The organism is Mycolicibacterium moriokaense, from assembly GCF_010726085.1.
In the GTDB taxonomy this organism is placed as follows: domain Bacteria; phylum Actinomycetota; class Actinomycetes; order Mycobacteriales; family Mycobacteriaceae; genus Mycobacterium; species Mycobacterium moriokaense.
Genome location: NZ_AP022560.1, coordinates 229,961 through 249,183, shown reverse-complemented (window position 1 = coordinate 249,183; position 19,223 = coordinate 229,961). Strand labels below are relative to the sequence as shown.

General features: G+C 67.7%; 16 protein-coding genes. 8 read left to right on the top strand and 8 right to left on the bottom strand.

Annotated features, from left to right (window positions below; translation table 11 throughout):
- Positions 1 to 6: 6 nt before the first annotated feature.
- Both G6N43_RS01075 and G6N43_RS01070 read right to left on the bottom strand, forming a co-directional pair.
- Positions 7 to 489 carry a helix-turn-helix domain-containing protein gene (locus G6N43_RS01075; protein WP_083153045.1) on the bottom strand — a complete coding sequence of 161 codons (483 nt, stop codon included), beginning with the start codon at positions 487 to 489 and terminating at the stop codon, positions 7 to 9.
- Entirely contained in the window at positions 486 to 3,383 is a 2,898-nt protein-coding gene (locus G6N43_RS01070; protein WP_083153044.1) for an MMPL family transporter, read from the bottom strand. The genes G6N43_RS01075 and G6N43_RS01070 overlap by 4 nt, the downstream gene beginning before the upstream one ends.
- A gap of 332 nt (positions 3,384 to 3,715) precedes the next feature.
- Between G6N43_RS01070 and G6N43_RS01065 the strand changes: the two genes are divergently transcribed.
- The 4 genes from G6N43_RS01065 to G6N43_RS01050 all read left to right on the top strand — a co-directional run bounded on the left by G6N43_RS01065 (position 3,716) and on the right by G6N43_RS01050 (position 6,890).
- Positions 3,716 to 4,243: a hemophore gene (locus G6N43_RS01065; RefSeq protein ID WP_083153043.1), complete on the top strand. Its 528-nt coding sequence runs from the start codon at positions 3,716 to 3,718 to the stop codon at positions 4,241 to 4,243.
- 169 nt (positions 4,244 to 4,412) lie between these two features.
- Positions 4,413 to 4,793 (top strand): heme-binding protein, encoded by a 381-nt coding sequence (locus G6N43_RS01060; protein WP_083153042.1) that lies wholly within the window; start codon positions 4,413 to 4,415, stop codon positions 4,791 to 4,793.
- A 31-nt stretch (positions 4,794 to 4,824) separates the two neighbouring features.
- A complete protein-coding gene (locus G6N43_RS01055; protein ID WP_083153041.1) occupies positions 4,825 to 5,523 on the top strand; it encodes a response regulator transcription factor in 699 nt (232 codons plus the stop codon).
- Positions 5,524 to 5,546: 23 nt separating this feature from the next.
- Positions 5,547 to 6,890 (top strand): HAMP domain-containing sensor histidine kinase, encoded by a 1,344-nt coding sequence (locus G6N43_RS01050; protein ID WP_083153040.1) that lies wholly within the window; start codon positions 5,547 to 5,549, stop codon positions 6,888 to 6,890.
- Here the strand turns inward: G6N43_RS01050 and G6N43_RS01045 are convergent.
- The 3 genes from G6N43_RS01045 to G6N43_RS01035 are packed head-to-tail and all read right to left on the bottom strand — an operon-like array spanning position 6,846 to position 9,570.
- Complete coding sequence (locus G6N43_RS01045; protein WP_083153039.1) at positions 6,846 to 7,211, bottom strand: DUF3054 domain-containing protein; 366 nt, start codon at positions 7,209 to 7,211, stop codon at positions 6,846 to 6,848. The genes G6N43_RS01050 and G6N43_RS01045 overlap by 45 nt on opposite strands.
- Entirely contained in the window at positions 7,201 to 8,442 is a 1,242-nt protein-coding gene (locus G6N43_RS01040; RefSeq protein WP_083153038.1) for a M23 family metallopeptidase, read from the bottom strand. Before G6N43_RS01040 ends, G6N43_RS01045 begins: the two co-directional genes overlap by 11 nt.
- Before the next feature lie 18 nt (positions 8,443 to 8,460).
- Positions 8,461 to 9,570: a lysylphosphatidylglycerol synthase transmembrane domain-containing protein gene (locus G6N43_RS01035; RefSeq protein WP_083153037.1), complete on the bottom strand. Its 1,110-nt coding sequence runs from the start codon at positions 9,568 to 9,570 to the stop codon at positions 8,461 to 8,463.
- Between the two features lie 76 nt (positions 9,571 to 9,646).
- Between G6N43_RS01035 and G6N43_RS01030 the strand changes: the two genes are divergently transcribed.
- On the top strand, positions 9,647 to 10,789 hold the full coding sequence (locus G6N43_RS01030) for an AI-2E family transporter (RefSeq protein WP_083153036.1): 1,143 nt from the start codon (positions 9,647 to 9,649) through the stop codon (positions 10,787 to 10,789).
- Between the two features lie 93 nt (positions 10,790 to 10,882).
- Complete coding sequence (locus tag G6N43_RS01025; RefSeq protein ID WP_083153171.1) at positions 10,883 to 11,725, top strand: type IV toxin-antitoxin system AbiEi family antitoxin; 843 nt, start codon at positions 10,883 to 10,885, stop codon at positions 11,723 to 11,725.
- A 63-nt stretch (positions 11,726 to 11,788) separates the two neighbouring features.
- Here G6N43_RS01025 and G6N43_RS01020 read toward each other — a convergent pair whose 3' ends face one another.
- Genes G6N43_RS01020 through trmB form a run of 3 tightly spaced genes read right to left on the bottom strand, consistent with a single transcriptional unit; the run spans position 11,789 to position 16,579 of the window.
- The gene (locus G6N43_RS01020) at positions 11,789 to 15,091 is read right to left on the bottom strand and encodes an MMPL family transporter (RefSeq protein ID WP_083153035.1); all 3,303 of its coding nucleotides are present in this window, start codon (positions 15,089 to 15,091) and stop codon (positions 11,789 to 11,791) included.
- A 40-nt stretch (positions 15,092 to 15,131) separates the two neighbouring features.
- Entirely contained in the window at positions 15,132 to 15,806 is a 675-nt protein-coding gene (locus G6N43_RS01015; RefSeq protein WP_234810136.1) for an NYN domain-containing protein, read from the bottom strand.
- Positions 15,807 to 15,832: 26 nt separating this feature from the next.
- Complete coding sequence (trmB, locus tag G6N43_RS01010; protein ID WP_083153033.1) at positions 15,833 to 16,579, bottom strand: tRNA (guanosine(46)-N7)-methyltransferase TrmB; 747 nt, start codon at positions 16,577 to 16,579, stop codon at positions 15,833 to 15,835.
- A 131-nt stretch (positions 16,580 to 16,710) separates the two neighbouring features.
- On the opposite strand from trmB, the gene G6N43_RS01005 reads away from it, so the two are divergent.
- Both G6N43_RS01005 and G6N43_RS01000 read left to right on the top strand, forming a co-directional pair.
- Complete coding sequence (locus G6N43_RS01005; protein WP_234810131.1) at positions 16,711 to 17,697, top strand: hypothetical protein; 987 nt, start codon at positions 16,711 to 16,713, stop codon at positions 17,695 to 17,697.
- Complete coding sequence (locus G6N43_RS01000) at positions 17,694 to 19,118, top strand: hypothetical protein (protein ID WP_234810130.1); 1,425 nt, start codon at positions 17,694 to 17,696, stop codon at positions 19,116 to 19,118. Before G6N43_RS01005 ends, G6N43_RS01000 begins: the two co-directional genes overlap by 4 nt.
- Positions 19,119 to 19,223: the final 105 nt, after the last annotated feature.

Below are 19,223 nucleotides of genomic sequence, written 5' to 3'. Positions count from 1 at the left end.
AGGGGCTCAGGCCCGGTCGTCGCGGCGCGTCGAGCGCATCTTCGCGAAGCGGTCCGCGAGCCTGCGCATGCGCACCATCAACGACGCGGATGGACTGGTCTCACCGCTGAGGTACGTCGCGAATTCGTCGTTCGGCACACCGATCCGCGACGCGAACTCCTGCTGGCCCAGACCGGACTTCGCGAGCAGCGCCTGGATCTGCCGTGCCACCTCGGCGCGCTCGTTGGCTTCCAGATGCTCGCGGGTGCGATTGAGGACCTCGGCGAGCGCTTTGGAAACGCCGTACGGCTTGGCGGTGCGCAGCACCTCCTCGACCTGGCGCGCGGTGCGGCCGAACGGGTCGCGTTTGAGCGCCGCCACGATGCGCTGCCAGACAGCGAGGTCGTCGGTCTCCAGGGCGGCGCGGATAGCGGCGGTGGGCCAGAACTCGACCGGTCGGTCGTCGGCCGGACGGCGCTGGGTATCCCGAACGTCGGGAGTCACCGTCACCTCGCCTCCTCCAGCATCGCCACCGCCACGGCCAGACACCGTTCCTTCACCTTGGCCCAATCGGCCTCCGCTTGTGGACCCGACATGCGGGTGTCGTGCTCGTCTGACGGTTGCGGGTCGGCCAGCCGGCGCACCAACTGGGTGGCCACCCATTGTTTCCTCGGATCCTGTCCAGAGTAGTACCGGTCGATTCCCGTCAGCACCGACGCGGCCGTCCGAGTTTCCATGGCCTCGACCAGTTCGGCGAACTCCGCGTAGTCCTTGGTGCTGTTCCGGCACATAATGAGGTAGCCCTGCAGTCGCAGCGTCTCCGCACCCGTGGGGATCTGCAGGCGGTCGCCGGTCGGCAGTTGCACATTGGTGGTCTCGACCGGGCTGCGGCGTTCCATCGGCGCCTGCTCGAGTTCCGACGCCGCCTGCAGAGCCTCCAGCGCCACCGACAGCCGGCCCCGCCACATCGTCACCGGGTGCACCGGCAGCTCCTCGGTCAGCAGAGCTCCGCCGTTGCGGCCGGGGCGGTGCGTGCCGTTGATGCGGTTGGCGCTGCGCAGCTGCGTCGCCGGCTGACAGCCGCTGAACGCCAGCGGATCAGCAACGGTAACAGCCTGGGGCGCAAGGATTTTCAGCTTCGCCGCCGACTTGACGACCGTCCGCAGCTCCGAACCGGTCGGCCCGAGAGACGACAGGTCGTCCGGGATGATGATGAGGTCGGGGACGTCGACCTTGGGCAGCGGCTTCTCGAAGTCGACCGACGGCAGGATACGGTCCAGCCAGCGCGGCAGCCACCAGTTCCATTCGTCGAACATCGCCATCAGCGCCGGCACCAACACCAGGCGCACCACCGTGGCGTCGACCGCGATCGCCACCGCGCACGCCACGCCGAGCTGCGCGACGAGCGGCATGCCCGCGAACGCGAACCCGATGAACACCGCGATCATGATCAGCGCGGCGCTCGTGATCGTGCGGGCGCTGGTGCTGACCCCGTACGCGACGGCGTCGCGGGTGTTACCGGTCTGCAGGAACCGCTCCCGGATGCGAGTCAGCAGGAAGATCTCGTAGTCCATCGACAGGCCGAACGTCATCGCCAGCACCAGCGGCGGGATGGTGCTGTCCAGCGACGAGATCGGCTTGAAGCCCAGCGCCTCCAGCCAGCCCCACTGGAAGACCACGACGAGGCTGCCGTAGGCGGCCGCCACCGAAAGGACGGTCATCAACACGCCCTTGAATGCCAGGAACACCGAGCGAATCGCGATCAGCAGCATCACGAACGCGATCAGCGCGACGAAGGCGAACACCAGCGGCTGTGTGGCCGACACTTGATCGTCGAAGTCCTTGATCAGTGCGGTCGGCCCGCCGACATCGATACGGGCGTCGCCGAGTCCGGGGGTGGCGGGAAGTTCTTTGCGCAGCCAGTCGACGGTGTCGCGCGCACCCATGTCCTCGGGGTCCACCGACAGCACCGCCGACAGCAGCGCGTGGCGGTAGTCCTCGCCGAACACCGGCGGCGCCACCGAGACGACGTTGGGGCCCTGGGCAATTCGCTGTCGGATGGCGTCCAGCAGCGGTGCCTTCGCCGGGGCCGATGCGGCGTTGCCGTCAGGGAAGCTGACCAGCACCCGCACCGGACCGAGCGCACCGGGGCCCAGCGCCTCAGCCGCCGCGTTCACCCCGCCGCGGATCTCGTGGGTGGGGTCGAACTGCCGCTGCATGCTGTTGCCGAGCACCATCGAGAACGCGGGCGCGGCCAGCACCAGCAACAGCGCCGACGCCCCGAGCGCCGCCAGCCACGGCCGCCGCATCACCCAGCCCGTCCAGCGCGTCCAGAACCGCGACTGGGTGGTCTCCGGGCGGCGCGACCAATGCAGGTACGACGAACGCTTGGCCGCCGCCTTCCCGAATGTCGCGAGTACGGCGGGCGTCAGCGTCGTCGAGGTCAGCACCGCCAGCGTCACCGCCAGGATCGCGCCGGTGGCCATCGAAACCAGCACCGGCGTCTGGATCAGATAGATCCCGGTCACCGAGGCGACCACCGTGAGGCCGGAGAGCACGACCGCAAGGCCGGAGGTGGCCATCGCGGCGTCGGCGGCCTGGTCGGGATCGCGGCCCGACCGCAGTTCCTCACGGAAGCGCATGAGGATGAACAGCGAGTAGTCGATGGCCAGCGCGATGCCGAACATCGACACCGTCGACGTCACGAACACCGACATCGTGGTGTACATCGACAGCAGATAGACCAGCCCCATCGTCACGACGACGGTGCAGATCCCGAGAACCAGAGGCATCGCCGCGGCGGCCAGTGACCCGAACACCGCGAGCAGGACGATCAGGACGATCGGCAGGTTCCACTGCTCGGCCTGTGCGATGTCGTGTTTGGTGGCCTGCGTCGCGGCGGCGCCGAGAGCGCCCTGACCGATGACGTAGAGCTTGACCCTGCCGTTCTCGATCTCGCCGGGGTCCTCGCCGTTGACGCCGACCTTCTGGCGCAGTTGCTTCGCGACGTCCACGGCGCCGGTGTTGTTGAAGTCCAGCTGCAGGGTGATGACGTACGGGCGGTCGGGCTGCGGCGCCGGTTGTTGGGGATTGGGCACGATCCTGACGCTGGGCACCTCGGACGCGGCGCGCTCCAGATACGCCACGGCGTCGTTCATATCGTCGAAGGACGCGTCGGCGCGCGGTGCGGCCACGAGGGCCAGTGGCGACGCCCCCTGGTCCGGGAAGTTGTCCTCGAGCTCACGTTGGACGCGCAGCGACTGGGAGCCCTCGACCTCGAACCCGCCGCCGGTGAGGTGACTCGATTGAGTCACCGCGAGGTAGATCGATGGCACCAGGAGAAGCAGCCACACAGCGAACACCGCCCAGCGATATCTGCGCAGGGTGCTGCTCAAGCGCATCATGAACTGCTGGATGTCGAACTCCCCGCTTTCTCCCCGGAGTCGCGCTGCCGGCCGGATTTCGGCCCGGCGTAGCTAGCGTGAGCGTACAACAGCGTGTGCTATGGCGAGGATCCGCAAGAATCCTGCCAGCAACGCCTTAAGCAGCTCTAACCCACTCCTTCAGCTAGCGCGCCCCACCTGGCAGCTTCCTGCTGAATTGGTGAGCCCAACGCCGCGGGTGGCAATATGTGGATCGGCCGTATCGGCCACTTTTGATGTCGGGGATCGATTGCCGCCGATTGGCGAGCGTTTGCGGTGCGCCCAGACGTTCGCAAACCGTAAGGAGACCCGTCATGAAATCGATCGCCGCCCTGCTCGCCACGTTCGCCGCGATCGCGGTGTCGTCGGCGACTGCGATGCAGTCAGCAACCGCGGCGCCGGACCCGTGTGCGGCCAGTGAGGTCGCCAAGACGATCGGCTCGGTCGCCACCTCCATGGGCGATTACCTGGATTCGCACCCGCAGACCAATCAGGCCTTGACGGCGATCGCCAGACAACAGCCCGGCCCGCAGTCGATCGCCGCGGCCAAGACGTACTTCGACGCTAACCCGCAAGCCGCCAAGGACATGCAGCAGCTGCAGCAGCCGCTGGCGACGCTGTCCAGCCGGTGCAAGTTGCCGCTGACCTTGCCGCAGTTAATGGGTCTGATGCAGGCCGCGCAGCAGGGCACCGGGGCGGCGGCGAGTTTGCCAAGCGCAGCGGTAGGCGGGCCCACGCCCGGTCAAGTGGAAGCCGCGACACCGGCGCAAACGTCGGCGGTGTCGCCGGTTTCGCAGGGCATGGCGCCGCTACCCACGACTGCAATCGCGGGCTTGCCGTAGTCAAGATCGACCGGCAGCCTTCGCTGTGGCTGCAATGAGCTGCGATTTCGGAGTTTCTCGCGACTCGTTGGCCCCAAGGCAGGAAAGTCTGTGAACATTCTGCTTAGCTTTTGGTGTCGGTAACCGCCCACGGTTACGGCCTCTACCACTTCCGAAGAAGGAGCTGTCCATGTTGCTCTCGCCCCGTACTGCCCGACGTGCGGTAGCTGGCGCGGTGGGAACCGGCGCGCTCGCCGGTGCGATCATGTTCGGCGCGATGCCCTCGGCAATGGCGCAACCCGCCCCGCCCAACTGCACCGCGGCGGACCTGGCTGGTGTGGCTGCGGGTGTCTCGGCAGCGACGTCTGCCTACCTCTTCACCCATCCTGATGTGAACTTTTTCTTCACGAGCCTCGAGGGTCAGCCCCGCGACCAGATTCAGGATGACGTCAAGGCCTACCTCGACGCCAACCCGCAAGCCAAGGCCGATCTGACCGGGATCCGTCAGCCGCTTGTCGACCTCAAGAACCGCTGCGGCGACACCAACGGCGACGGCGTCGCGGACAGTTAAGCCTCCGTTCGGGGGTGCGCATGAGCCGTCGATGGGGGACGGCTCTGGCCGCACTGTGCTCATGGTCGACGACGACCCGGACGTCAGAACCTCCGTTGCGCGCGGACTGCGCCATTCGGGCTTCGACGTTCGGGTCGCCGCGACCGGTAAAGAGGCCCTGCGGCTGCTGTCGAACGAGTCGCACGACGCACTCGTGCTCGACGTCCAGATGCCCGAGCTCGACGGGGTTGCCGTCGTCACCGCGTTGCGGGCACTTGGCAACGAGATTCCGATCTGCGTGCTGTCCGCAAGGGATACGGTCAACGACCGCATCGCCGGATTGGAAGCGGGCGCGGACGACTACCTGACGAAACCGTTCGATCTGGGCGAGTTAGTCGCGCGGCTGCACGCCCTGCTGCGTCGGGCCGGGCATTCCGATCAGCAGTCAGACACGACGACGGTCGGACCGTTGACCATCGACGCTGCGCGGCGACTGGTGTTCGCCGGCGGTGAGCGCGTCAATCTGACCAAGCGCGAATTCGACCTGCTCGCCGTGCTGGCCGAGAACGCGGGTGTGGTGCTGAGCCGCCAGCGCCTGCTGGAGTTGGTGTGGGGCTACGACTTCGACGTCGACACCAATGTGGCCGACGTGTTCATCTCCTACCTACGCCGCAAGCTCGAACGCGACGGCCTGCCGCGGGTGATCCACACCGTCCGGGGGATCGGGTACGTCCTGCGGGACGAGCCCTAGACCGAACCGCCTAGCCTTAGCGCGTGAAAGTTCCGCGGTTTCTGCGATCCGCATCGCTACGCACCCGGGTCGCTGTCGCATCGGCGGCGGCCGCGGCCGCGGTCGTCGCGGTGTTCACGATCGCGACCTCGGTGGTGTTGGCGAATAACGATGAGGCGCAACTGGATCGCCGCCTCGACGCGATCGTCGACGCCAGCATGTACCCCGAGCAGCTGCAGGATCCCCGGCGCGGAGTGTTGACGACGGGAAGGTCGACATCCACCAGCCAGGTGGTGTTCCAGCGCGGCTTCCAGTTGCCACCACTGCCGCCGGGTACCGAGACCGTCGAAGTCAACGGCGTCGAGTACCGGGTGCGAACCCTGCCCGTCGACGAATCCGACGGCGTGATGATGTCGATCGGCATCCGCGCCGACAGCATCTTGTTGAACCGCGCGCGAATCCCGATCTACAGCGCGGCGGGTGTACTCACCGTGCTGATCGCCGCGCTGCTGGGCTGGCTGCTCGCGGGTCCGGCGATACGACCGTTGCGCAGGCTCACCGAGCACACCAAGCAACTGAGCAAGGGCAGTGAACGGATGCCCGAGGTGCGCGGCGTACGTGAGGCAGAGGACCTCTCCGAGGCGATGTCGGAAATGCTGAGCCGGCTGGCCGCCGCGCAGCGGGCGACCACCAACTCGCTGCAGGCCGCTCAAGATTTCGCCGCCAACGCCGCCCACGAGCTGCGCACCCCCCTCACAGCGATGCGCGCCGATCTGGACACGTTGCGGATCCACGACCTGCCCGCCGAGGAGCGCCAGGAGGTGGTGGCGGACCTGTCGAGGGCCCAGCGACGGGTCGAGGCCATCATCACCGCGCTCGGCCAACTGGCATCAGGTCAGCTGGCGCAGGCCGAGGACCGCGAACCCATCGATATCGCCGACATGCTGGACCGGGTCGCCAGGGAGAACATGCGCATCAACGCGGGCGTCGAGATCGTCGTCGAGGCAGAGGACCTCGACGCTATCTGGGGCTGGCCGAGCGGTCTGCGCCTGGCCGTCGACAACCTGGTGCGCAACGCGATCACCCATGGGCAGGCGACCCGCATCGTGCTCGAAGCACGACGGGCCGGCGACATGATCGTCATCATCGTGGACGACAACGGGCGAGGTCTGCCCGCTGAGGAGCACAAGACGGTGCTGGGCCGGTTCTCCCGCGGCAGCACCGCCGCGCCGGGCGGCTCCGGACTCGGCCTCGCGCTGGTGGCCCAACAGGCCACCCTGCATCGCGGCGACATCGAACTGTCCGACGGCCCGCTGGGCGGCCTGCGAGCGACCTTGACGGTGTCAGCCTCGGGTGAGCAGTCGGGCCCCGACGCGCCATCCCAGTAGGAGCACGGCGGTCGAAACCGACGCCACGACAATGAAACTCGGTGCCACTCCGGCAGACGTCAGCCATCGCAGCAGCATCCCCACGACGACGGTGCACACCCAGACCGTCACGCCGGTCGGCACCAGTGCGGCCGGGCGCCGCCACGCCAGACTCGCCAGCCAACCGACCAGCGTGCCGACCAGAAACGGCCACACTGTTTCGGCGATGCCGGATACGGTCAGCCCTTCGGCATGGCTACGCCTGCCGATGGTGCAGAACACGATGACGCAGACGACATCGGTGAGGAAGGCGGTCAATGCCGGTCGGGCTTCAGTCGGCATAGGTCATCACATCGAGATTCATTGGCATGACGTCCTTCTCGTCGCGCGCGGCAAAGCCTGGTTGCAGTGGCACAGGCTGGTCGTCGGGAAGTTCCTCGAGTTCATCCAGCGTGATGCCGATGCGTGAGTCGAGCCGAAACTCGGTGTACACGAAGGGAAGTCCGTCGGAGCGCAGCGGATCGGCGGTGCTCATCACGTGGAAGTGCAGATGTGGCGAACTTGAGTTGCCGGTGTTGCCGACGGCGCCGATCACCTGCCCGGCGCTCAGCCGGGCACCGGGTGTGACGGCGACCGTGCCGGTCTTCAGGTGGGCGTACAGCGCGAAGTTGCCTCCGCCGAGATCCTGGACGATGTGGTTGCCCGGGTACTGATCGAGTGACAGCCCAGCCGGAACCTTGCCGGGAATCTGTTCGGGCAGTCCGTCGACCACAGCCACGACCAGGCCGTCGGCGACGGCGCGAACGTCGCTGCCGAAGGCCGGGTAGCTCTCGAGTTTGGTTGGGTCTCCGTGCGATTCGCGGCCGTCGGAGTCCAGCTGTACGTAGTCGATCGCGAATCGCTCAGCTGCCCAGAGTTGGCCGTCGATCGGATTGAGCGCCATCCGGTGTGGGCCCATATCGCAGCACCCGCTGCCGTCCAACCAGTTCGGCCCCGTTAACGGCGGCGAGATGACAACGGGCACACGCTTTGTGACCTCGACCGGCGCGATATTGATGGTCATGGTCGCCGGAAACAGCGGCGGCTTGGGGTCGGGCAGCGACAGTCCGATCGCATGCACGAGACGGGCAGGCACCGTGGCGTCCTCGTCGAGCGCGAGGTCCAGCCACACGACGGCGCTCTGGGCGGGCCCGATTTTCGTTGTCGGCGTTTTGGTTCCGATGATGCGGGTCGAATCGGCGAGCTGGTCGCCGGAGAGTTTGAGCAGCGACACGTCGCGATCGAGCACCACCAGCGAGGTGAGCGTCATCTCCTGGGCGAGCACGTTGGTCAACTGAACCTCGTAGGCGAGGTGGGTCTTGCCGTCGGTCGCCGGAACGGGGACTGGTGCGGCTAGTACGCGGCCGACCAACGGGGTCGCCACCGGCGGCAGCGGGCCGCGTATGGGTCCTGAGCCGGTCGGCGGGGACGGCGAGGCTGTGGATGCAGCGGGTGGCTCGGACGAGGTTGCGCAGCCGGCGACGACGAGCACCACGGCGGCCGACCATGCGGCGACGGTGGTCCGGGATCCCATGAGCCGGTTCGCGATCCGCTACGGATCGGGCTCGGGACGCGCGTCGGAATCGGCGGCGGGCCTGCGCGATTCTTCGGTGCTCACGCCCGTCGCCGCGTCGGGATCGACGTCGACCTCGGTGCGGAACATGAAGAAGAACACCACCCAGCCGAGCGCCGCGATGAAGATCCAGCTGATCAACCGGTAGATGAGCATCGCGGAAATCGCCGAGGCCAACGTCATTCCGCTGGACACCAAACCGGGCACCAGCACCGCCTCGACCACCAACAACCCGCCGGGCATCAGCGGGATCGAGCCGACGGCGCGGGCGGCGACGTAGGCGACGACCACACCGAGCAGTGACGGTCTACCGCTCGCGGCGAAGCACGCGAACAACAGCGTCGCGACACCGGTGACGAGCGTCATCATCGACCACACGAACGCGACGCCCATCTGGCGGCGGGACAGCTTCACCGATTCGAGTTGAGCCAGGGTCTCCCGCCATTTGGCCAGCCCGTTGTCCGACGGCTTGGCTCGCAGATAGTTGACCCAGGACAGCACGCGGACACCGACGCCGTCGAGCAGATCCGGCCGTGACGCCACGGTCTGGGCCAGCACGATCAGCATGATGAACCCGGCGAGGGTGAAGATCAGCGAGAACGGGTTGTGTTTGGCGCCAAGGAAGAATGCACTGCCCAGTCCGAGCAGTGCGAGGCTGATGACCTGCAGGGCACCCGACATCACCAGCTGCCACGAGGCCACGACGGGGGTGGCGCCCCACATTCGTTGCTGGCGGTAGATGAACGTCGCCGACAGCACGGGACCGCCGGGCAGCGTGGTGCTCAACGAGTTTCCGCCGTAGAACGCCGCCTGCGAGCGCCACTGGTGCACCGTCACACCCGCCGATCGCAGCAGCTTGCGCTGGATGTCTCCAAAGAAGTGCATCGACGACATCGCCGCAACCATGGCGGCGACGACCCACCACCAGTTCGCCGAGTACAGGCTGCGCCACGCGTCGGCGAGCTGATCGCGCACCAGGGTCAGTTCGAACGACAGCACGACGACCGCGACCGCGATGATCACCCACCGCAGCCACCAATACTTGCCGCGCGCGGCGCGGGCCTCGCGCGCAGGCGCGTCGTGCGACACGCACTACAGGGTAAAGCGTGGGAGGCGGTTTCCCGAGATACCTGGACTCCGCGAGGCGGGCCGTTACGCTGGCTGAATGCCCGCCGGTCTAAGTGATGCTGACCAGGCGGTCAGCCCGCTGGTTCGCAAGGCCGCCGCCTGGTCGTGGCGGCTGTTGGTCATCTTCGCCGCGATCTTTGCGTTGCTCTGGCTGATCAAGGAGCTCGAGCTGATCGTGGTTCCGGTCGCCCTGGCGACCATGGTCGCGGCGCTGTTGCTGCCGGCGGTGGACTTCCTCGATCGCCTCGGCACGCCGCGCGGCCTCGCGGTGGCGCTCATGTTGCTGTCCGGCTTCGCGGTGGTCGGCGGCATCCTCACGTTCGTGATCAGCCAGTTCATCGAGGGCGTGCCCGCGCTGGCCGAACAGGTCGGCCACAGCATCGAAGGCTTTGGAAACTGGTTGGCGGACAGCCCCCTTCAGGTCGGCCATGAACAGATTCAGCAGATCCGCGAGAGCGCGCTCGAGGCGCTGCGCAACAACCAGGAGAAGGTGACCAGCGGGGCGCTGTCGACGGCGAGCACCCTCACTGAGATCGTCACCGGTGCGCTGCTCGTGCTGTTCACGCTGATCTTCCTGCTGCACGGCGGGCGCAACATCTTCGGTTTCGTCACCAAGATCTTCCCCGACACCGTGCAGCCGCGCGTCCGCGAAGCCGGCCGGGCGGGGTTCCGCTCACTGATCGGTTATGTGCGCGCGACGTTCCTGGTGGCGCTGGTCGACGCGGTGGGGATCGGCGCCGGCCTGGCCATCATGGGCATCCCGTTGGCGCTTCCGTTGGCGTCGCTGGTGTTTCTGGGCGCGTTCATCCCGCTCGTCGGTGCGGTGATCGCGGGATTTCTCGCCGTCGTCGTCGCGCTGATCGCGAAGGGCTGGATCTTCGCGCTCATCACCCTGGGCCTGATCGTCGCGGTCCAGCAGCTGGAGGGTCACGTGCTGCAGCCGCTGGTGATGGGGCGCGCCGTTTCGATCCACCCGTTGGCTGTGGTGCTGGCGATCGCGGCGGGTGGCGTCACGGCAGGCATCGTCGGCGCCCTGCTTGCTGTGCCCGCGGTGGCGTTCTTCAACAGCGCGGCCAGGGTGCTGCTCGCCAACGATCCCGCTGCAGAGGAGGCCGCGCAGGCGACCGCGGACGATCCCGTCATCGTGGCTGAAGCCGACGACGTCACCGATACCGACTAGCGCCGGTTGTAACCGCACGGCGGGAATTCGGCCGCGATCGCACCATGGCGTTACACCCACCGCGGTGTCGGCGCTCAGATGCAGAATCCGGCCATGGATCAACCCTTTCTGGGTACCGAAGCGATCGCGAGTGGAAAACTCACGCGGCACACGCTGAGGCGAGACTTCGTCGCGCTTCATCGCGACGTGTACATCCGCAAGGACGTGCGGATCACGCCCGCCGTCCGAGCCCGGGCAGCGTGGCTGAGGTCCAGACGGCGGGGAATCCTCGCCGGGCTCTCGGCGTCGTCGCTTCACGGCGCCCGCTGGATTGACCCGCACCTGCCCGCCGCGATCATCGACACCAATCGCAGGCGCACTCCCGGAGTCATCGCATGGGCGGACAGCGTCGAGGACGACGAGGTCTGCGTTATCGGCGGTATGCGGGTGACGACTCCTGCGAGAACCGCTCTCGACCTCGCGTGCCGGCTTCCCGTCGACTCAGCCGTCGCGGCGATCGACGCGCTCGCTCGCGCGACCCGCCTCAAGATGGCCGACGTCGAGCTGCTGGCCGATCGGTATCGCGGACGCCACGGCATCCGGAAAGCACGCTCGGTATTCGATCTCGTGGATCCGGGGGCGGAGTCGCCGCGCGAAACGTGGCTGCGTCTGCTGCTCATTCGGAACGGGTTCCCGCGGCCGACAACGCAGATCCCCGTCTACGACGCCTACGGTGCGCTGGTCGCCGAACTCGACATGGGTTGGGAGGACATCAAAGTGGCGGCCGAGTACGAGGGCGATCACCACCGAACCGACCCGGACGCTTTCAACAAGGGCATCAGGCGACATGACGAACTGACCGAACTCGGCTGGATCGACGTACGCGTCACCAAGCGGGACACCGAAGGTGCCGTCATCGGTCGGGTCGTTGCCGCCTTTGCGCGCCGCCGGTTGTAACCACATGGCGAGAATTCGGCCGCAATCGCGCCATGGCGTTACACCCGGCGATAACGAGACGGACTACATCCGGCCTTCGCGGCGCAGCAGATCCGCCGCGCTCACGCCGCCGCCCCCGCCGCGCCGCTTCGGCTGGTCGGCTTCCTCAGGCGTGTTGAGCTTGTCGGTGGCGGTCTCGGGATCCTGCGGACGTTGAGCGGGAATCGCCGTCGTCGCGTCGTCGTCGGCCTGCGCCGGGATGGCCGTCGTCGGTTCGTTGCCCGGCTCGGGCTGCGTCAGCTGCCGCCGGCCGCTCTCGGTCTGTTCCGGCATCGCGCGGGTCGACTCGGTCGACGGCGTGCGCGTCGGCGGCGGTGTGGGCGGAGTCGGCGGTTTGGCGGGTGTGCCGGTACCGCGCAATTCGCCGAGCCACGACTCGATCTCGCGGTCTTCGCGTTGCGGCCGCGGAGCAGGGGGAGTGGTTGCGGCGCGGGTGGCCGCCGCGGCATTGCTCACGACGTTGCGCACCGCGTTCTTGGCGGTCGTCAGACGCGTCGTCTGCGGTTCGTCGTCGGACGGGCGTCCGGTCGGCATACGCGTCGTGCCGGTGCTCGACGGCGCGTTCGTCCGTGGAGTCACGGTGCGGCCGGCACCGGGACGGGTGGCGCCTTCGGCGGCTGGATGCGTGGGGTCGAGCGGTGGACGCGGCCGGGTCGTCGGGGGAGGACGCAGGGGCGCGCCCGCGCCGACCAGCGCCTCGGGGTGCTCGGCGGCCTCACGCACCGCGGGCCGCTTGCGCTCGTCGGGCAGTTCGGTCTCGCCGAGACCGAGGCGTTCCTGGATGCGTTTCATCCATCGCGGCGCCCACCAGCAGTCGTCCCCGAGCAGCTTCATGATGGCCGGCACGAGGAACATTCGGACGATGGTCGCGTCCAGCAGCAGCGCGATCAGCAAGCCGAACGCCAGGTACTTCATCATCACCAGGTCGGAGAACACGAACGCGCCCGCGACGACCGCGAGCACCAGTGCGGCACCCGTGATCAGGCGGCCGGTGGTGGCCGTGCCGATGCGGATCGCCTCGGCCGTGGACATACCGCGCTCGCGTGCCTCCACCATGCGGGAGACCAGGAACACCTCGTAGTCGGTCGACAGACCCCAGATCACCGCGATGATGAGGCCGATCATCGGCGCCATCAGCGGCTGCGGCGTGTAGTTCATCAGCCCTGAGCCGTGGCCTTCGACGAACATCCACGTCAGCACGCCCATGGTCGAGCCGAGCGTCAGCGCGCTCATCACCGCCGCCTTGATCGGCAGCACCACGGAGCCGAACGCCAAGAACATCAGGATCGTGGTGGTGACGATGAGGATGGTCACCATCAACGGCAGCCTGTCGAACAAACTGTGAATGCTGTCCTGCTCCAAAGCCGGTGTGCCACCGACGGATATCGTCAGGCCGCGCGGCGGGGCGATCGACCGCAGCTCGCCGACCTTCTTGGCGGCGTCGTTGCGATCGATGAGGCCGTTCTGGATGACGCGGACGGAGGGGTCGCTCGACTCTCCGCCACGCGGTTGCCACATCTTCGAGACGTCACCGTCGGGCTCGATGAAGCCGGGGATGGTGAGGGCCTTGTTGCGGATCTCGGCGACCTGCTGGTCGGTCACCGGTTGACCGTCGGTGTTCTCGATGACCAGCGTCAGCGGCTCGGTGCGGAACCCGGGGAAGGTCTTGTCGAAGTTCTCCTGCGCGATGCGGACCGCGTTGTCGGGCGGCAGGTACTTCTCGCTGATGCCGCCCAGGGCCAACTGGCCGAGCGGAATGATCAGCACGATCATGGCGATCGCGATGGGCGCGGCGAAGGCGATCGGACGCTTCATCACGACGTTGACGAGCTTGCCCCAGAAGCCCTTCTCCACCTCGGCGCGCGTCTTGGTCTTCTGCGTCTTCTCCGCCAGCCAGTTGAGCCACCACACGATCGGCGTACGAGCGAGCGGGATGTAGCGCGCGAGGACGACGCCGGCGACGACGACGGCCACGAAGATCACGATGCCCAACAGCACCCAGTACAGCCCGGTTCCCAGGCTCTCCTTCGCCGAAACGATGGCCAGCGCCAGACCACCCAGCAGCGTGATGTAGCCGAGCGTCAGACCGATGACTGTGTACTGCGCACCCTGTTCCCCGGTCTGCCTGATGCGTTTGCGCGCAAGGTGTCCCAGCGCGATGCCGACCGGCGGGACCAGCAGGCCCGCGGGAATCGAGGCCAGCGCGAAGGTGTTGGTGCGCGGGTTGTTCGGGTCGGACACGATCGGGTCCGGCTCTGCGAACTTCAGCAGCCAGCGCACGCCGAGGTCGTCGACTCGGGGACCGAGGATGGCCAGCGCGGCGGGCAGGACGGTGATCGACAGGATCGCAGCGAGCATGACCGACGCGATGATCGCGTAGGTGATCGACTTGAGGAAGCCCTGCGGGAACAGCAGCAGCGGCACCGACGACGCCACGAGGATGACCGCCGAAAACATGATGGTGCGGCCCGACGTCATCACGGAGCGGCGCACGGCGGCTTCGGTGTCGTAACCCTCCGCGAGCTCTTCGCGGAACCGGCTCACCATGAAGAGGCCGTAGTCCACCGCGATGCCGAGCCCCATCAGGGTGACGACCGGCTGGGCGAAGAAGTGCACCGGCATGATCTCGGCGAGCAACCGCATGATGCCCAGCGCCCCGGCGATGGTGAGGCCGCCGATCAGACCGGGAAGGGCCGCCGCGATCACACCGCCGAACACAAAGAACAGCACCACGCACACCAGCGGGATGGCGGCGACCTCGGCACGCTTCTGGTCCTCGCCGATGGTGCCGGTGAGCTCGCTGGCGAGCGGGTTGAGGCCGGCGAGCTGGATGTTGCCGCCGTTGACCTTCTGCAGGTCGGGCTGGATGGCCTGGTAGTTCTTCAGGATCGTGTCGTCGTCGTCACCCTTTAGCGGGACGCTGACGAACGTCTCCGACATATCCGCGGTCTTCATCTGCTGGACCGTCGGATCCTCGCTGTTGGGCGCTCGTAGCCAGCCGACCCAGCCGACCATCTGGTCCTCGTGGTCGGCCACGAGTTGATTGAGCTCGTCGGTGGTCTTCTTCATCCACGCCGGGTCGTCCACCTTCTTGCCGTCGGGCGGAGTGAGGATCGCCACGATATGGCTGGTCCGGTCTCGTCCGTACGCCTTGTCAGCGACGACGGACGCGTGCACGGACTGGCTGCCCTCGTCGTAGAAGCCGCTCTGAGTGACGTGTTGACCGAGGCTGATGCCGTAGATGCCGCCGGACACGCAGAGTGCAACCATGACGCCGATGACGGTGTACCGGTACCGGTACACCATCCGACCCCACCAGGCGAACACCTAAAGCTCCTTACTCATTCTGCGGCGACCTGCGCGCAGTTCAATTGTTGACGCGCGAGGTCAATAGCGATGACAGCGGCCGGAACGGCTGCAGCCAAGCACCCTGCTCGGGCAGCGAATCCAGGCCGATTCGCGGTAGTGGCTCCCGGAAGACACCGGGGATGTCCTCCAAGTCGACGAACACCAAGGTATCCGACGCTAGCGCCCAGCTCGCATGTTCGCGAAATCCGAGCACCCGCACGGGTATGCCGTCGCGGGCGATTTCCTCCAGGGGCTGCTTGAACGCCTGCCCGTCGGCGGAAGCCACCAACACGCCGGCCAATCCCTCACTCCTGCGGAGCGCGATGTGGTTGAGCATGTCGCTGTCGACGTCGCTGTCCTCGTCGATCTTCGGTTTTGCGAAGACCGCGAACCCGACGTTACGCAATGCCTCCACCCAGGGTCGAACCACATCGGCGCTACCAGGGGCGATGTTGGTGAAGACGGTGGCCTCGGGCTCCAGCGAGACATCCGGACGGGTGGCCGACAGTTCGGCGGTCTGGGCCAGCAGCCAGCGGCCCAGTGCGTCGAACCGGGGCCGGTGCGCCGCGGTCGGGCGGCCGCCGAGGATCGAGCCAAGGCCCATGTCGAGGTTGGGAGCGTCCCAGACCAGCAGCACTCGCGACGTGCCTTCGACCGGCGCCGTCGGGTCCGCCTGGGCCGGCGTGACCTCTATCTCCTGTCCGATGTCTTCTGCGACGCTCACGGTGCCTTCTCCCAGAGCAGTTCAGTCACGTCGGGGCCGGCGAGGGCCTTGCGCTCGTACTTCGTCGTCGGCCGATCGGTCGAGATGGGCAACTCGTCGCCGATGCTGACGCGGCGCAACCGCGACTCGGCGTCCCCCACGGCGGCGATGTGCTCGGCGTATCCCGCATGGTCGGTCGCGGCGTGCAGCACACCGCCTGGCCGCAACCGGTCGGCGATCAGCGCCACGGTCGCCGGTTGCAGCAGACGACGCTTGTGATGGCGGGCTTTGGGCCACGGGTCGGGGAAGAACACCCGCACCCCGGTCAGCGAGTCCGACGCGAACATGTGCTCGAGCACGTCGACGCCGTCGCCGCGGATCAGGCGGATGTTGGTGACGTGCTCACGGTCGATACCGGACAGCAGCTGGGCCAGCCCGCGGCGGTAGACCTCCACCGCGACCACGTCGATGTCGGGCTCGGCCTGCGCCATCGCCAGCGTCGAGGTGCCCGCTCCGCAGCCGATCTCCAGCACGATGGGCGCGCTGCGCCCGAACCACGAGTCCGTGTCCAGCAGCGGAGCCGGCCCGTCGCCGTCCCGCGCATGCATGCCCAACTCCGGCCAGAGCCGCTCCCACGTCGCCTGCTGCGCACCGCTGAGCGTGGTGCGGCGGGTTCGGAAGCTGGTTACCCGGGGATGCCGATGCGACGCGGGTGGTGCCCCTGCATCCGCGCTTCCCGAAAGCATCCGTCCATCGTCGCTCATCAAGGGTCGAGTCCCCGCATCGTGTTACAGATTGATACCCAACAGTTGCCTTTTCCTGCTACCGCCTGCCGTTATCCCAAGGGCTCCCATCTGCCGCTATCGCCACCTCCAGCGCAGTGCCAACATCGTGGGTGGGGAACGGGAGGGGCCACCAGATCTTCGTCGACGTATTGACGCGCTTCGCCGAGCAGAGCCGCAATCCTCGGCTGTCGCCGATCGTGCGCCGTGTCGGTGCGCCGGTGCGCGTCGCCGTATGCGGCCGCCGCGGTGTCGGGCGCGCGACGGTGGCCGATGCCCTCGCAGGCGCGGGCATCGCGGTGACGGCCGACGAATCCGAGGCCGACGTCACCGCCCTGGTGATCGCCGAGACGCTCAAGCCCGAGGATCGGGTTGCCGCGGGCCGCTCGCAGCTGACCCTGCTGAACAAAGCGGACCTGATGGCGTTCGGCGCCGGCGGACCGATGGCGCTGGCACAGCGCCGCGCGGCGACGATCCAGGCGTCGACGGGTACTCCGACGGTGCCGATGATCGGCCTGCTCGCCGTCGCCGAACTGGACGACGATCTGATCGCCGCGCTGCGAACACTTGTGGCCGCTCCTGCGGATCTCACCTCCGTCGACGCCTTCGTGGACCGCGAACATCCGCTGCCGGCAGCGGTGCGACAGCGGCTGATCGACACCCTGGATCGCTTCGGCATCGCCCACGCGGTGTTGGCGATCGACGGCGGCGCCGACACCGCGGCGGTGCGCGCGCTGTTGCGCCGGTTGAGCCTTCTCGACGCGGTGGTGGCACAGCTGAACGCGGCCGCCGCGCCGGAGCGGTATCGGCGAGTACGTATGGCGATCACCGAATTACGCACGCTCGCAACACGATTCAGCGACCAGCAGCTCGCCGAGTTCCTGGTGAGCGATACGACGGTGCTCGCGGTGATGGGCGCGGCCGTCGACGTGGTGGAAGCCGACGGTATGCGGGTCGACCGCAGCGACGGGCCCGCGGCGCATCGCAGGCGCGCGGTGTTCTGGCGGCGTTACGGCGACGGCCCGGTCGGGGCGATGCACCGCGGCTGCGCGGCCGACATATGCCGGGGCTCGCTGCTGCTGTACGGGCGGCAGCGGTGACCGGGGAGAGCGCGGCGGACGCCCTGGTGGCAGCGATCGAACCGGGCCTGCGTTCGCCCGGTGTCGAAAGTCGGGACGCGGTGCTGGTGGTCGGCCCCTGGCTGGCAGGCACCACGAGCCTGATCACGGCGTTGCGCGACCGGATACCCGACCAGACGTTCGTCGAGGCCGACGAACTGAGCCCCAAACACGCGCCGGTCGCAGTGGTGTTCACGGTGTCGGCGATCGCACCGCTGACGGAATCCGATTGCGCCCTGATCGATTCGGCCACGAAGTACACCGATCTGGTGATCGGGGTGGTGTCGAAGATCGACGCGCACCGCAACTGGCGCGACGTGCTCGCCGAGGACTCTCAGTTGTTGACGCAGCGCGCACCGCGCTACGCCCACGTGCGATGGGTCGGAGCGGCCGCGGCGCCCGATCTCGGCGGGCCCCGCGTCGACGAGCTCGTCGACCTGCTGCGGCGGCGATTGTCGGACCCCGACGTCGCCCGCCGGAATCGGTTACGGGCGTGGGAAACCCGGCTGGAGGGCGTGATCGTGCACTACCTGGCCGACGCCGACGGGGTCGACCGCGGGGCCCGGGTCAACGCTCTGCATACCAAGCGCGACGACATCCTGCGTCGGCGCCGACTGGCGAGGAGCGAGCGTGGCATCGCGCTGCGCAGTCGACTCAAGCAGGCGCATGTGCAGCTCTCGCATGACGCCCGAAACCGCGCGACGTCGATGCGCGGTGAGCTGGCCGAGGAGGCGGCGCAGGTGACGCGACGCGGGGTCGGTGTCTTCGAGTCCCAGGTACGGACTCGGCTGGGCGCGGTCGTCGAGGACGTGGACGAAGGCATCACCGCAGCGCTGGCGGACGTGGCGAGCGACCTGGATCTGCCGCCGCCCCCGGTGGCCGGCCCGCCGTCGATGCAGGAGATCGTCGGCCCGCCGTTGAAGTCCCGCAGGCAGGAAACGCAGCTGATGATGATCCTCGGCGCCGGCTTCGGGCTCGGGATGGCGCTGGTGGTGACCCGCCTGTTCGCCGGGCTCGCTCCGGGTATGGCGGCCGCGGGGCTGGTGGTGGGCGGCGCGGTGGGGTTGGCGATGACCGTCTGGGTGGTGGGCATTCGCGGGCTGCTGCGTGACCGGGCGGTGCTCGATCGCTGGGTGACCGACGTGGTCAATGTGGTGCGGTCGGCGCTGGAGGAGCGGGTCGCGACCCGGGTGCTCGTCGCGGAGACGGCGCTGGCCTCGGAGTCCGCGCATCGCGACGAGGTCGAGAGCGCCACCGCCGCCGACCGGGTCGCCGCGATCGACACTGAACTGCGTGAGCATGCGGTGCAGACGGCCACGGCGGCGAAGCAGCGGGATCGCAGGCTCCCGTCGCTGCAGCGCGCGTTGGATGCCGTCCGCTCCGAGTTGTACGGGATCAGCTGAATCCCTGAACCGATGAGATGGGCTTTCTGAATCGTTCCTGTGAGTGATTGGACACGTCCCGAATTACCACGGCTATCTCACCCGCGTTAACCTCTCTATTACAGG